At 71.9% G+C, this 11,741-nt stretch carries 12 protein-coding genes, 6 tRNA genes and 2 pseudogenes; 8 read left to right on the forward strand and 12 right to left on the reverse strand.

Translation table 11 applies throughout. The annotated features are described in order from the left end of the window. Positions 1 to 97 precede the first annotated feature (97 nt). The 4 genes and pseudogenes from IE94_RS36200 to IE94_RS0129170 form a co-directional block, all read right to left on the reverse strand. Positions 98 to 527: pseudogene (locus tag IE94_RS36200) on the reverse strand (carbohydrate ABC transporter permease); the annotation flags it as partial. After that, positions 527 to 1,829, reverse strand: a pseudogene (locus tag IE94_RS36205) (ABC transporter substrate-binding protein). The pseudogenes IE94_RS36200 and IE94_RS36205, both read right to left, overlap by 1 nt. A 370-nt stretch (positions 1,830 to 2,199) precedes the next feature. After that, a tRNA-Val gene (locus tag IE94_RS0129165) sits at positions 2,200 to 2,271 on the reverse strand. 77 nt (positions 2,272 to 2,348) lie between these two features. After that, on the reverse strand, positions 2,349 to 2,801 hold the full coding sequence (locus tag IE94_RS0129170; RefSeq protein ID WP_030190122.1) for a TIGR02611 family protein: 453 nt from the start codon (positions 2,799 to 2,801) through the stop codon (positions 2,349 to 2,351). Positions 2,802 to 2,992: 191 nt separating this feature from the next. On the opposite strand from IE94_RS0129170, the gene IE94_RS0129175 reads away from it, so the two are divergent. Both IE94_RS0129175 and IE94_RS0129180 read left to right on the forward strand, forming a co-directional pair. Continuing rightward, a complete protein-coding gene (locus IE94_RS0129175) occupies positions 2,993 to 3,406 on the forward strand; it encodes an SsgA family sporulation/cell division regulator (protein ID WP_004002642.1) in 414 nt (137 codons plus the stop codon). 280 nt (positions 3,407 to 3,686) lie between these two features. Beyond that, positions 3,687 to 4,247, forward strand: a complete 561-nt coding sequence (locus IE94_RS0129180; protein ID WP_030190127.1) for a CGNR zinc finger domain-containing protein — start codon at positions 3,687 to 3,689, stop codon at positions 4,245 to 4,247. An 87-nt stretch (positions 4,248 to 4,334) separates the two neighbouring features. Here the strand turns inward: IE94_RS0129180 and IE94_RS0129185 are convergent, their stop codons facing one another. Together IE94_RS0129185 and IE94_RS0129190 are read right to left on the reverse strand one after the other, a co-directional pair. Beyond that, positions 4,335 to 4,514 carry a hypothetical protein gene (locus tag IE94_RS0129185; RefSeq protein ID WP_003977283.1) on the reverse strand — a complete coding sequence of 60 codons (180 nt, stop codon included), beginning with the start codon at positions 4,512 to 4,514 and terminating at the stop codon, positions 4,335 to 4,337. Between the two features lie 187 nt (positions 4,515 to 4,701). Further along, positions 4,702 to 5,154: a hypothetical protein gene (locus tag IE94_RS0129190; RefSeq protein ID WP_030190130.1), complete on the reverse strand. Its 453-nt coding sequence runs from the start codon at positions 5,152 to 5,154 to the stop codon at positions 4,702 to 4,704. A gap of 192 nt (positions 5,155 to 5,346) precedes the next feature. Between IE94_RS0129190 and IE94_RS0129195 the strand changes: the two genes are divergently transcribed. Next, positions 5,347 to 5,871 (forward strand): DsbA family protein, encoded by a 525-nt coding sequence (locus IE94_RS0129195; protein WP_030190131.1) that lies wholly within the window; start codon positions 5,347 to 5,349, stop codon positions 5,869 to 5,871. Positions 5,872 to 5,906: 35 nt separating this feature from the next. Here IE94_RS0129195 and IE94_RS0129200 read toward each other — a convergent pair whose 3' ends face one another. The 3 genes from IE94_RS0129200 to IE94_RS0129210 form a co-directional block, all read right to left on the reverse strand. Beyond that, on the reverse strand, positions 5,907 to 6,731 hold the full coding sequence (locus tag IE94_RS0129200) for a GNAT family N-acetyltransferase (protein ID WP_030190132.1): 825 nt from the start codon (positions 6,729 to 6,731) through the stop codon (positions 5,907 to 5,909). A gap of 66 nt (positions 6,732 to 6,797) precedes the next feature. Further along, entirely contained in the window at positions 6,798 to 7,619 is an 822-nt protein-coding gene (locus IE94_RS0129205; protein ID WP_030190134.1) for an aminotransferase class IV, read from the reverse strand. Beyond that, positions 7,616 to 8,677 (reverse strand): chorismate-binding protein, encoded by a 1,062-nt coding sequence (locus tag IE94_RS0129210; RefSeq protein WP_030190136.1) that lies wholly within the window; start codon positions 8,675 to 8,677, stop codon positions 7,616 to 7,618. Before IE94_RS0129210 ends, IE94_RS0129205 begins: the two co-directional genes overlap by 4 nt. 177 nt (positions 8,678 to 8,854) lie before the next feature. Between IE94_RS0129210 and IE94_RS0129215 the strand changes: the two genes are divergently transcribed. The 5 genes from IE94_RS0129215 to IE94_RS0129235 all read left to right on the forward strand — a co-directional run bounded on the left by IE94_RS0129215 (position 8,855) and on the right by IE94_RS0129235 (position 9,313). Further along, positions 8,855 to 8,927: transfer RNA gene (locus tag IE94_RS0129215), tRNA-Gly, on the forward strand. 38 nt (positions 8,928 to 8,965) lie between these two features. Further along, positions 8,966 to 9,039 (forward strand) — tRNA-Cys (locus IE94_RS0129220). 1 nt (position 9,040) lies between these two features. Beyond that, positions 9,041 to 9,112 (forward strand) — tRNA-Val (locus tag IE94_RS0129225). A 36-nt stretch (positions 9,113 to 9,148) separates the two neighbouring features. After that, positions 9,149 to 9,220, forward strand: a tRNA-Val gene (locus IE94_RS0129230). 21 nt (positions 9,221 to 9,241) lie between these two features. After that, positions 9,242 to 9,313: transfer RNA gene (locus IE94_RS0129235), tRNA-Val, on the forward strand. A gap of 55 nt (positions 9,314 to 9,368) precedes the next feature. Here the strand turns inward: IE94_RS0129235 and IE94_RS0129240 are convergent. From IE94_RS0129240 to IE94_RS0129250, 3 genes are all read right to left on the reverse strand, one after another. Next, on the reverse strand, positions 9,369 to 9,656 hold the full coding sequence (locus IE94_RS0129240) for a TFIIB-type zinc ribbon-containing protein (RefSeq protein ID WP_030190138.1): 288 nt from the start codon (positions 9,654 to 9,656) through the stop codon (positions 9,369 to 9,371). 101 nt (positions 9,657 to 9,757) lie between these two features. Then, positions 9,758 to 10,693: a phosphotransferase gene (locus IE94_RS0129245; protein ID WP_030190141.1), complete on the reverse strand. Its 936-nt coding sequence runs from the start codon at positions 10,691 to 10,693 to the stop codon at positions 9,758 to 9,760. 502 nt (positions 10,694 to 11,195) lie between these two features. Continuing rightward, positions 11,196 to 11,378, reverse strand: coding sequence for a hypothetical protein (locus IE94_RS0129250; protein WP_030190144.1), 183 nt, complete (start codon positions 11,376 to 11,378; stop codon positions 11,196 to 11,198). Positions 11,379 to 11,741 lie beyond the last annotated feature (363 nt).

The raw sequence follows: 11,741 nt of genomic DNA on the forward strand, positions 1-11,741 counted from the left end.
ATGAGTGAGATCACCACGCCAACGACAAGGGGCCCTGTCTCGTCACCACACCCGCTGACCAGCCCATTTCACCCACCAGCACAGGATGAAAGAGGCTCATTGACGGCGCGTAGAACGCGGCCCGGTAGAAGGCCTGCCCGCGCCGTTTCTGGGCCAGCAGCAGCGCGACCCCGAGTGCCGCGATCAGCTTGATCGGCGTGCCGACCACGACGTACCACAGGGTGATGCGGACCGAGTGGCGCCAGCGGGGGTCGCCGAACATCTCGGAGAAGTTGTCCAGGCCGATCCACCTGGGCGCGTCGAACAGGTTGTAGTCGGTGAACGAAGTAGAGCGAGGCGACCATCGGGCCCGCGGTCAGCAGCAGGAACCCGGCGATCCAGGGGGACATGAAGAGGTATCCGGCCAGGTTCTCCCGGCGGCGCCGCCGCTTCAGCCCGGCGGGGCGCGCGGGCCTCACCGGGCCGCGCCGCTGCTCGGAGTCCGTCGGGCCCTCCAGCGCGGGGGCGTGTGTCACGGCGCTTCCCATCAGCCGGCGAGAGCCGTCTTCGACTCGGTGAAGAACTGCTCGACCGAGTCCTCGACGGACCGCGAGCCCAGCGCCATCTCCTCCGCGATGCGCAGGAACGCGGCCTCGCAGATGTCGGCCCCGTTGGGGTGCGGGGTGATCTGCTCCAGCACACCGGCCTCGACGAGCGACTCCTCGTAGGCGGCGATGGCCTTGTTGACCGGGTCGGCCGGCTGGTAGGCGTCGTACTGGGCCTGGGTCGTGGGCACGCCCCGGTCGTAACCCATGATCTTGGCGACCTCGGGGTCGTGGACCATGAAGTCGATGAACTGGGCCACCTCCTTGGGGTGCTGGGTGCGCTTGTAGGCGCTGAGCATCAGGGAGCCGAGGTACTGGCCGGTCCTCTTGCCGTCCGTGGTGGGGATCGGCGCGAGACCGTACTCGCTCTTGCCCTCGGAGGTGTAGCGCACGGTGAAGTTGTCCCAGGTGAACTCGCTGCCGGCGAGTTCCGCGGAGAGGGCCGACTTGGGCTTGATCTGGGCGACCTTCTTGGCGTCGGCGAACAGGCGCCGGACTTCACGTCCTTCTCCGCCTTGGTCCACCACGCGGTCAGGTCCGCCTCGGTGAAGCCGAGTCCGTCCTCGGTGAAGAAGGCCTTGCCGTTCTGACGCAGGTACAGGTCGTAGAGGTACATGACGCCGTACATGCCGCTGTCACCGGCCCGGCCGGTCCTGTCGCGGACCTTCGTCATCGCCTCGTCGAAGTCGTCCCACGTCCAGCCCTGTTCCGGTGTGACACCGGCCCGGGTGTAGACGGGCCTGTCGATGACCAGGGCCATCGAGTTCGAACCGACGGGCACACCGAGGAGCTTTCCGTCGATCTCGCCGAACTTCTCCAGGCCCGCGCGGAATCCGTCCATGGAGAGGTTTCCCGCCTCGACCTGCCCGCCGAGATCGAGCAGGACATTCTTGGCATCGTATTTGCGCAGGAATCCGATGGCATTCTGGAAGACGTCCGGCGGATTCCCCCCGGAGGCCTGGGTGTTGAACTTCTTCCAGAAGTCGGTGTACGGCTGGAAGTCGGTCTTGACCTTGATCTTGGGATACTTCTTCTCGAAGAGCGCGATGGTCTTGTTGATGCGTTCCGCCAAGTCCTCGGCACCCCACCAGGAGTAACGGATCGTCACCGTTCCGTCTCCCGAACCGCTTCCGCCGCCGCACGCGGTGGCCGTGGCCCCCAGCCCCGCGACGGCCAGCGAGGCCCCGCCGCCTTGAGGATCGTGCGCCTCCCGGCCTGCCGCTCCGCATTCCCGCCCTGCTGCATACGAGCCTCCCCGCGACGTTGCGTCCGCCTCATGAATCGTTTCAAGTAAGCGCTTGCTGGCACAAGGTACGAAGGGCCCGGGAGTGCGTCAATGATTCGGACAGGAATTGCTGGGCCCGGCCGCGACCGGTCCGCGGGACCCTTCCGGTGCGCACCGTTCGGCGCTCTCCGGAATCCCCAGGTCGACGCGGCGCGGCCGACCGGCCGAACGCCCGCGGGACGGCGGGGCGCCCCGACCCCGAAGGTCACGGTTGGATGAAGGCGGGCGGAAGCGGAACGCCGGCCCGCCCGGAGGGACCACGGACGAAGCCGGACCGCGCACGAAACCGGCCCGGCTCACGATCGTGAGCCGGGCCGCCTGATGATCCGGTGGGCGATACTGGGTTCGAACCAGTGACCTCTTCGGTGTGAACGAAGCGCTCTCCCACTGAGCTAATCGCCCGGACGCAGGAAGAACATTACCCCATGTCAGGAGCGCCCGTGACCAGCGGGAGCCGCGACGGCGGCCCCCGCGGCCGATCACTGGTCCTTGATCTTCCAGGGCAGCTGCAGGCCGAACTTCCACAGGTAGATCCCGGCCAGCACGGCGATGACCACCACGCCGATCGAGGTCAGGATGATGTTCCGGCGCCGCACCTTCGGGTCGAGGGCACGCTGCGCCGCCTCGGTGACCTTGCGCTTGGTCCAGCGCAGCACCAGCTGGGCCCAGACGAACTCGGTCGCCCAGATCGCCATGCCACCGAAGATCACCACCCAGCCCGGTCCGGGCAGCACCAGCATGGCGACGCCGGCCGCCACGACCGCGAGGCCGACGACGAAGACCCCGACCTGCCAGCTCAGGTGCAGCGCACGGCGCGCCTTGACGAATTCCGGCGCCCGGGAACCGAGCGCCCGCTCGGTCGTGGCCTCGTCCGTCCCCGTACGGTCTGCCGCCACGGCCGCATCGCCGGGCTTGTTACTCCCCGTGTTCATACGGCCAAACACTACCGGAGCGAAACCTGTCACCGGAATGGGCGCACGACCCGAACGATCTCTCGGCCGGAAGAGTTACCTAAACACACGCAAAACCCTCAGAGGGGTTTACAACGGCACCGTAGGTGGCATGTCGATTTCGCCGACGTGCGAATCCCCGAGCGCACACTGAGCGAAAGGCCCTGGCGCTTATGAACACCACGGTCAGCTGCGAGCTGCACCTGCGCCTCGTTGTGTCGAGCGAGTCCTCCCTGCCTGTCCCCGCAGGCCTGCGGTACGACACGGCCGACCCCTACGCCGTGCACGCCACCTTCCACACCGGAGCCGAGGAGACCGTCGAGTGGGTGTTCGCCCGCGACCTCCTCGCCGAAGGCCTCCACCGCCCCACGGGCACCGGCGACGTCCGAGTCTGGCCGTCCCGCAGTCACGGCCAGGGCGTCGTGTGCATCGCTCTCAGCTCCCCGGAGGGCGAAGCACTGCTCGAGGCCCCGGCGCGGGCCCTGGAGTCCTTCCTGAAGCGCACAGACGCCGCCGTGCCCCCCGGCACGGAACACCGGCACTTCGACCTCGATCAGGAGCTCTCGCACATCCTGGCGGAAAGCTAGGGCGGGACCCCGCGTGAAGCCGCCCGTCGCCGTCGACTCGGGGTGACGGCACGGGCCCGGACAACCGCATACGGCACACACGGCGTCGTCGCCGCGGATCTCCGCGGGGGCGGCGCCGCGGTGTGCGCGGCACGGGGAACGAAGGGGCGCCGGCCGCCGTTGTAGGGGCAACCGACGACCGGGACCCGGCTCGCGGCCGGTTTCGCCCGCCGCGCCAGCCACTACCATCGGCCAGCATCGGCGGGCGCCCGCCCGACCCCCAGGCCAGGGAGAGCGAAACGTGCTGATCACCCACGACACCCGGTGCGCGCTCGACACCGTGGTGGATCTGGTGAACACGATGCCGGAGGACGAATCGGCTCCGGACGGGCTGCCGGACGTCGCGGCCCTCCAGGAATTCGTGACGACGCACGACATCAGCGAGGTCGGCGTCCTCACGGACCTCGATCTCTCGGCGGTGCGGGGGATCCGCGGCCGGTTCGCGGCGGTCTTCGCCGCCTCCGACGCCCTGACCGCGGCGGGACTGATCAACGACCTGGTCGCGGCCGCCGGCACCACGCCCCGGCTCACCGACCACGACGGCTACGACTGGCACATCCACTACTTCGCGCCCGGCGCCTCCGTCGCGGACCACCTCGCCGCGGACTGCGGGATGGCTCTGGCCTTCTTCGTGGTGGCCGGGGAGCAGGAGCGGCTGCGCCGGTGCGAGGCGCCCGACTGCCGCCGCGCCTTCGTCGACCTCTCCCGGAACCGCTCGCGGCGCTACTGCGACAGTCGCACCTGTGGGAACCGCTTGCACGTGGCCGCCTACCGGGCCCGGCGCAAGGAGGCGGCGGGCTGACGCCACTTCTCGGGGCGCCGTGCGCAGGCCGAGGCGCGGACTGCGACGCGGCCCCCGGCGGGTGGCGCCGGGGAGCGCGGGTACGGCTCACAGCAACAGCAGATCGTGCAACGAAGCCATGAGCAGCAGACACCCGATCACCGCCAGAAAGATCATGAGCGGTGGCTGGGATAGGGCGAAGAGGCAGCCGCGTGGTTCGTCCTGCACCCGCGCGGTTTCGCTCTGTCTCGTGTCCAGCTGGGAATCCAGCTGAGTGGTGTCCGGCATCTCGCCGCGATGATGACGCAGCGGGCGGGGTCTACGCGATCAACACGCCCGTTTCGACCGCGTGTTGGTTGAATGTCGCAATCTCCGGTCGGATCGTGATCATTCCGGAGCACGCGCTGTCGACCTGGGACCGCTGTGTCGTTTCACCCCTGGCATCGGCCGTCAGGCGTGCTTCAAGTCCCCTGCTTCATATGCCGTGCTTCTTGAGGATGGCCTCGATGTCGCTGAAGTCGTCGTCACCGCCCCGGGAGGTCTTCGCCGGGCGGGACGCGGGCTCGGCGGCCGGACGGGGGCCGGTGCCCAGGGAGGGCGCGGAGGCGCCGGGAGCCACCGCCTCGCGCCGGGCCGCGGCCCGGGCCTCCTTGCGCTCCTTGCGGGTGCCGCCGCGGCGGCGCTCCACGGCGCGCGTGGTCATGAAGAGCACCCAGGCCACGCCCAGCACTCCGAAGCCGGCCCAGGCCACCGGGCTGAAGGCGGTGTCGGCCAGCCACTCGACGACCCCCGTCATCACCAGGCCGATCGGTACCAGTGCGTAGGCGGCGATGCGGGCGGCGGTGAGGAAGCGCTTGCGGTACGCGGTGACCGCCGCGATGCCCAGGCCCGCCGCGGACACCGCGGAGCAGACGGTCTCGGCAATCATCCGGTCCTCCAGGGCTGGGCTCGGTCGGGCATGGGTACTTCGTCCCTTCCATCCTGCACCGTCCGCCCGCCGCGCGGCCATGCCGGGAGACCGAGATCAGGGAGATCTCGGGGTCGGCTCCTCCACAGGTGCCGGTCGGCCCGGTACGAGGCCGGTTGGGGCGGCGCGCCGCGGGCTGGGAGGATGGAGGGCATGAGCGACTCCTCCCCCGCCCGTCCCGCCGTGCCCGTCCTCGACGTCTGGTGCGAGCTCCAGTGCCCGGACTGCCACACGGCTCTGGACGACCTCCGTGCCCTGCGCGCCCGCTACGGCGACCGTCTGGACGTACGGCTGCGGCACTTCCCGCTGGAGAAGCACCGGCACGCCTTCGCCGCCGCGCAGGCCGCCGAGGAGGCCTTCGCCCAGGGCAGGGGCTGGGCGTACACCGAGGCCGTCCTGAACCGGGTCGCGGAGCTGGACCGCGCGGGAGAGCCTTTCCTGGTCGAGGTGGCCCGGGAACTGGGTCTGGACGCGGAGGAGTTCGACACGGCGCTGATCGACGGCCGGCACATCCTGATCGTCGACGCCGACCAGGCCGAGGGCAAGGCGATCGGCGTGACCGGCACCCCCACGTACGTGATCGGCGGTGAGCGGCTGGACGGCGGCAAGAGCCAGGAAGGGCTGCGCGAGCGCGTCGAGGAGATCGCCGACCGGCTGCTCGCCGGGCAGCCGGGCTGAGGAGCGGCGGCCCGGCCGGGGCCGGCCGCCCGCCGTCACAGCAGCGGCTTGTAGTAGCTGTACCGCGTGGTCCGGTAGCCGAGCGACTCGTAGAGCCGCTCGGCCGGGGTGTTGCCCGCGAAGACGTTGAGGCCGATCAGGGAGCGGCCGGCGCTGATCGCCTGGGCCTCGGCCGCCAGCATCAGGGTGCGGCCGTGGCCCCGGCCCCGGTGGGGCGCGTCGGCCTCGACGCCGAAGACGAAGGCCCGGTCGTCCTGCAACGCCAGCCACAGGACCCCGACCCGCTCGCCCTCGTGTTCCAGCACGCTCAGCAGCACGTTCTCGGTGTCCAGCCCCTGGGGCAGCAGCACTTCGTGGTCGCGGCGGGCCTTCTCGTGCGCGTCGGCCTCGGGCACGCCCCGCTCCGTCCAGGTGCGGGCGTACCGCTGCGACTCGTACGCCTGCCAGGCGGCGAAGTCCTGCGGTGTCATGGGCCGCGTTCGGCTGCCCGCGGGCAGGACGGGCGGGGTGGCGCCGAGCGGCTTGGTCATGGCGCGGTTGCGCAGGACGTAGCCGAGCGTCTGCGCGAGCCGGGTGCCCGCCTCGGCGTCGCCGGGGACGCCCGCCTCGATCTGCCCGCAGCCCCAGGCCCGCGCCACCTCCTCCGCGGCGAGCGCGGCCACCGTGCCCCGGCCGCGCCGCCGGTCCGGCTCGTCGACGCGCAGCGTGTGGATCACGGCCACCGAGTCGCCGAGGGAGGACGAGGTGCCGAGGTGCAGCACGCCGACGGGGCGGCTGTTCACGCACACCTGGTAGTGGCGCGAACGGGTCCCGTCGGCGGTGCGCTGGAGCGGCTCGGTCGGCCGCAGGGTCGTGGTCATCACCGCAGTTCTACCCACCGTGGACGAGAACGGCAGCCGAATATCGGCGGCTTCGCGGCTCCGGGGTCACGGATCCAGGTCGTCCCCGGACCGCTCCTCGAAGATCCGCATGGCCTTGGCGGTCACCGGTCCCGGTGCGCCGGGCAGTTCGCGGTCGTCGACGCGGTGCACGGCCTGGACGTCCCGCAGGGTCGAGGTGAGGAAGACCTCGTCGGCGCGCTCCAGGACGTCCAGCGGGAGGTCGCTCTCGCGGGCGCCGGTCCACTCGACGGCCAGGGCGCGGGTGATCCCGGGGAGGCAGCCGGAGGCGACCGGCGGGGTGTGGATCTCGCCGTCGAGGACGACGAAGACGTTGGACCCGGTCCCCTCGCACAGCTGCCCGACCGTGTTGCCGAACAGCGCCTCGGAGGCGCCCCGTTCACGGGCGCGGGCCAGGGCGACGACGTTCTCGGCGTAGGAGGTGGTCTTCAGTCCGGTGAGCGCGCCGCGTTCGTTGCGGGTCCACGGCACGGTGATCACGGCGGTGGAGTCGGGGCGGCGGCCGGTCTCACCGAGGGCGACGACGAGGGTCGGGCCGTGTTCGCCGCGGTCCGAGCCGAGGGGGCCGTGGCCGCCGGTGCAGGTGATGCGCAGCCGGCCGAGCGGCATCGGGTTGGCGTCGAGGACGGCGGCGCAGGCGCGGCGCACCTCGTCGAGGTCGGGGTCGGGCAGGCCGAGGCCGCGGGCCGAGCGGGTCAGCCGGTCCAGGTGCCGGGTCAGTGCGAACGGCCTGCCGTCCACCGCCTTCACCGTCTCGAAGATGCCGTCGCCCACGGTCAGTCCGTGGTCGAGGACGGAGACGCGGGCGGACTCGATGTCCTGCAACCCGCCGTCGAGCCAGATCTTCACGTCGCCAACGCCTCTCCGGTTCCGTTCGCCTCGTACGCCCCCGACGCTATCGCGAGCAGCCGGGCGGCCTTCAGTTCGGTCTCCCGCCACTCGCCCTGCGGGTCGGAGCCCCAGGTGATGCCGGCGCCGGTGCCGAAGCGCAGCCGCGCGGAGCCGTCGGTGGCCCGGTCGATCCAGAAGGTACGGATGCCGACGGCCAGCCCACCCGTGCCCCGGTCGGCGTCGACCCAGCCGACGCCCCCGCAGTACGGGCCCCGGGGCGCGGTCTCCAGGGCCTCGATGATCCGCAGGGCGCTGGACTTGGGCGCGCCGGTGACGGATCCGGGCGGGAAGGCGGCGTCGAGCAGTTCGGGCCACCCGGCGTCCGCGGACAGCTCGCCGCACACCGTGGAGACCAGGTGGACCAGGCCCGGGTGCTTCTCGACGGCGCACAGGTCGGGCACGGTGACCGTGCCGGTGGCGCAGACCCGCCCCAGGTCGTTGCGGACCAGGTCCACGATCATGACGTTCTCGGCGTAGTCCTTCTCCAGCAGGTCGGCCTCGGTCCGCCCGGTCCCCTTGATCGGCCCGGACTCGACCGTGCGGCCGTCCCGGCGCAGGAACAGCTCGGGCGAGGCGGTGGCGATCTCGACGCCGTGCCCGGGCAGCCGAATCGTTCCGGCATACGGCGCCGGGTTGCCGCGGGCCAGCAGGGCGGTGAGCGCGTCCACGTCGGCGCCGGGGTCCACGGGCGCCGAGAGCACCCGGCAGAGGTTGGCCTGGTAGACCTCGCCGGCGGCGATGTGCGCGCGGATGCGTCGTACGCCGGCTGTGTACGCGGCGCGGTCGAGCGACGACGTCCAGTCGCCGGCGGCGGGGCCCCGCCACGCTCCCGCCGTGGGCGCGGGAACCGGTTCGGTCCGCACCTGTGCGAAGCGTGCGCAGGTCAGGCGTCCTTCGAAGTCCGCGCAGACCGCCCAGAACCCCTCGGAGTCGAGGGCGGCGGGATCGCTCGTGACGTCGAGGAGGCCGGTGGCGAGACGGTCGCCGAAGCGGGCGAGGGGAGGGAGGCCGAGCACGCTGTCGAGTCTAGGCCGGTGGCCCCGAGATGACCCGAACGTGTCCTTCCGGGTGCCCTGACCTGGTCCGCGAGCGGACGCACCGCAGCACGCTGCGCAAACGCGTTTTTGTGCTGGCCCCGGAATCCGCTAGAGTTCATCACGTCGCCGGGCCGCGCAAGCGGACCGAACCGACAGGCGGACGTAGCTCAGTTGGTAGAGCGCAACCTTGCCAAGGTTGAGGTCGCGAGTTCGAGCCTCGTCGTCCGCTCGCAGGAACAGGGGGCCTCCCGGGCCTTCTGCACTCCTGGTGGAGTGGCCGAGAGGCGAGGCAACGGCCTGCAAAGCCGTCTACACGGGTTCAAATCCCGTCTCCACCTCCAAGGACGATTAGCTCAGCGGGAGAGCGCTTCCCTGACACGGAAGAGGTCACTGGTTCAATCCCAGTATCGTCCACTGATCCGCCTGGATCACCGATCCGTACGGATCCCCGCGCGATTAGCTCAGCGGGAGAGCGCTTCCCTGACACGGAAGAGGTCACTGGTTCAATCCCAGTATCGCGCACGCAGTAATCGCACCACTCCCGGACGATTAGCTCAGCGGGAGAGCGCTTCCCTGACACGGAAGAGGTCACTGGTTCAATCCCAGTATCGTCCACACGGAACGAAGCCCCCGGCCGCCTCGAGCGGCCGGGGGCTTCGTCGTGGGCGGATCAGCTGGAGAAGAGCATGCGGCCGAAGCTCTTCTGGCGGTGGTGGCCGTAGTGACCGTGGCCGCCGTGCTGCGGGGCGCCCCAGGCCGGGGGCTGGGCCGCCGGGTACGCCTGCGGGGCGGCGGGCGGGGCCGGCGGCGCGGGCTGGGACCACTGGGCCTCCAGGCGGGTCAGCGACTCCAGCTCGCCGTAGTCGAGGAAGATGCCGCGGCAGCCGCTGCACTGCTCGATCTGAACGCCGTTGCGGTTGTAGGTGTGCATCGGTGCGTGGCACTTGGGGCACTGCATGCTCGGCTCAACTCCTCGCCGGTCGGTCCTGCTTCGCGTATCGCCAGGACAGACTCTGTCCCGCCGCGGGTCGGTTGCACCCTACTTCGCGGAACTTCGGCTCAACCCCGAGGGGCCGCGGGCGGGACGGACGCCATGCGCGCGCAGGCGTCGACCAGGGCGCGTTCGACCTCGTCCAGCGGCCGGTCCTCCAGGGCCGTCTTGGTGACGGCCCTGGCGGCGGTCTGGGCGGTGAGGGCGCGGGCGGGGACGTCCAGGGCGGGCCAGGGGTCGCCGTCGGCGGGGACGGCGGGGCCGTCGGCGGCGCGGTAGGCGGTCAGGAAGCGGTGCCACGCGTCGGGTGGGAGCAGCCCGCAGGCGTACCAGGCCGCGGGGCGGGCCAGGTCCCAGGCCGCCATGCCGGTGCCGAGGTCGTCGACGTCGATCAGCAGCCAGGGGCCCGCGGGAGCGGGGTGGCGTATGAGCTGGCCGAGGTGGAGGTCGCCGTGGCAGAGGGTGGTCGTGTCCGGCATGGCGGCCTCGCCGCGCGCCCAGGCGGGGAGCGCCGCCCAGGCCGCGAGCACGGGCGCGGTGGCGGAGTGACCGGGGGCGGTGTCCCGGAGCCGGGTCGCGGCCAGGGCCGCCTTCGCGGGGCCGCGCATCGGGGGCACGGGGGTGGGGGCCGGGGTGCGGTGGAGGCGGGCGAGGAGGGTGGCCGCGGCCTCCCACGGAGCGGCGTCCGGGTCCTGCGGGTCGACGGGCTCGCCGTAGGGCCAGTACGTGACGAGCCGCCCGTGCAGGTCGGCGGGGGTCGGGGCCAGCGGGGGCAGGAGCACGCCGGGGAGGTGGGCGGCGGCCGTGACACGGAGGGCCAGCTCGGCGGGGTCGGCGTCCACGGCGTGCGCCTTGGCGACGGTGCCCGCGTGCCGGACAACGGTGGCGTCGGGGCGGTCGGCGAGGGTGGCCGCGCCGCAGGGACAGGCCGGGGTGCGGGCGTGGGCCGTCTCCCTGACGCGGGCCGCGAGGGCGGGGAGGAGGGCGTGGGCGTCCGTGGTCACGTGGTGAGGGTACGCAAGCAGGGCGGCGGCCAGGCCCCGGGCCCGGCCCCGGTCCCGGTCCCGGTCCCGACCCGATCCGGCCCGTACTGGTCCTTCTTCGGTCCGGCACCGGTCCCGCTCAGGTCCCCGCGGCCCGGCACCGGTTCCGCCTTCCAGGGGGCGTCCGTACCGCCTGGGGGCTGGTCGCCGGGCCCGCTTTGCATACCCCGGGGGTCGGTCGCCGGGCCGGAACGACACCCGCGCCACTTGAGGGCCGGTCACCGCGGCCGTACGACACCCGCACCCCCTGGGGGCCGGTCGTCGGGGCGCGCACGACACCCGCGCCACGTGGGGGCCGGTTGTCGTGGCCGTGCGTCGGAGTTTCGCCGTGCGGGGGAAAGGCAATGCCGGCGCAGCTCCCCAGCTGCGCCGGCATTCTGCCGTCCGCCGCACCCCCGTCCCCACGGGGTTTCATGGATGGGTGTCCCCGCCCGGACCGCTCTTCCGGGCCTGGGGTCGCCGCTCAGCGCCCCAGCACCGCACCCACGGACGACGCCTGTGTGGCCACTGTCTCCCACCCGTCGAAGACGAGGAGGAGCAGGACCGCCAGGGGCAGGGCCATGAGCGTCGCCACCGCGGGGTGGCGACGGCCTTGACGGCGGCTTTGCCGGGTGCGGAGCAGCGTCCGCGGAACCGTCTGGGCCATGGTCCCTCTCCTGACCGTTTCGTTGTCTCGTGCAGCGGCGGGTGTCTGACCTCGGGGGACGAGTGCTGCACCCGCCGCTTGACCTCAAATCTAGGCGTCGGGCGATCGCCGGACGTCATGCCCTCGTACCGATTGCCGGGCCTCCCGGAGGATGAGCCGTCACCTGCCGAGTACTCCCCTGGGTGGAGACCGGCTCCCGGGTCTCGGGGTCTTCCCGGACGGGGTGCCCAGCGTGTGCCGGTATCTCCGGACTGTCCGGTGACTTCCCTCACTTCGATCACCTCCCGGCACGCCTCCGCGCCCGCCCCGGGGCCCACTCGGCCCGCCACCGCGCCGTACGTGCGCGGCCTCGCCCCGCCGCGC

It is taken from the genome of Streptomyces violaceorubidus (assembly GCF_000717995.1).
Taxonomy (GTDB): Bacteria; Actinomycetota; Actinomycetes; order Streptomycetales; family Streptomycetaceae; genus Streptomyces; species Streptomyces violaceorubidus.

What these genes read in the sequence shown, in the direction of transcription:
- IE94_RS0129175 (WP_004002642.1), top strand. Translation starts at nt 2,993, where the DNA reads ATGAACACCACGGTCAGCTGCGAGCTGCACCTGCGCCTCGTTGTGTCG.
- IE94_RS0129195 (WP_030190131.1), top strand. Translation starts at nt 5,347, where the DNA reads ATGAGCGACTCCTCCCCCGCCCGTCCCGCCGTGCCCGTCCTCGACGTC.
- IE94_RS0129200 (WP_030190132.1), bottom strand. Translation starts at nt 6,731, where the DNA reads ATGACCACGACCCTGCGGCCGACCGAGCCGCTCCAGCGCACCGCCGAC.
- IE94_RS0129190 (WP_030190130.1), bottom strand. Translation starts at nt 5,154, where the DNA reads ATGATTGCCGAGACCGTCTGCTCCGCGGTGTCCGCGGCGGGCCTGGGC.
- IE94_RS0129240 (WP_030190138.1), bottom strand. Translation starts at nt 9,656, where the DNA reads ATGCAGTGCCCCAAGTGCCACGCACCGATGCACACCTACAACCGCAAC.
- IE94_RS0129170 (WP_030190122.1), bottom strand. Translation starts at nt 2,801, where the DNA reads ATGAACACGGGGAGTAACAAGCCCGGCGATGCGGCCGTGGCGGCAGAC.
- IE94_RS0129185 (WP_003977283.1), bottom strand. Translation starts at nt 4,514, where the DNA reads ATGCCGGACACCACTCAGCTGGATTCCCAGCTGGACACGAGACAGAGC.
- IE94_RS0129250 (WP_030190144.1), bottom strand. Translation starts at nt 11,378, where the DNA reads ATGGCCCAGACGGTTCCGCGGACGCTGCTCCGCACCCGGCAAAGCCGC.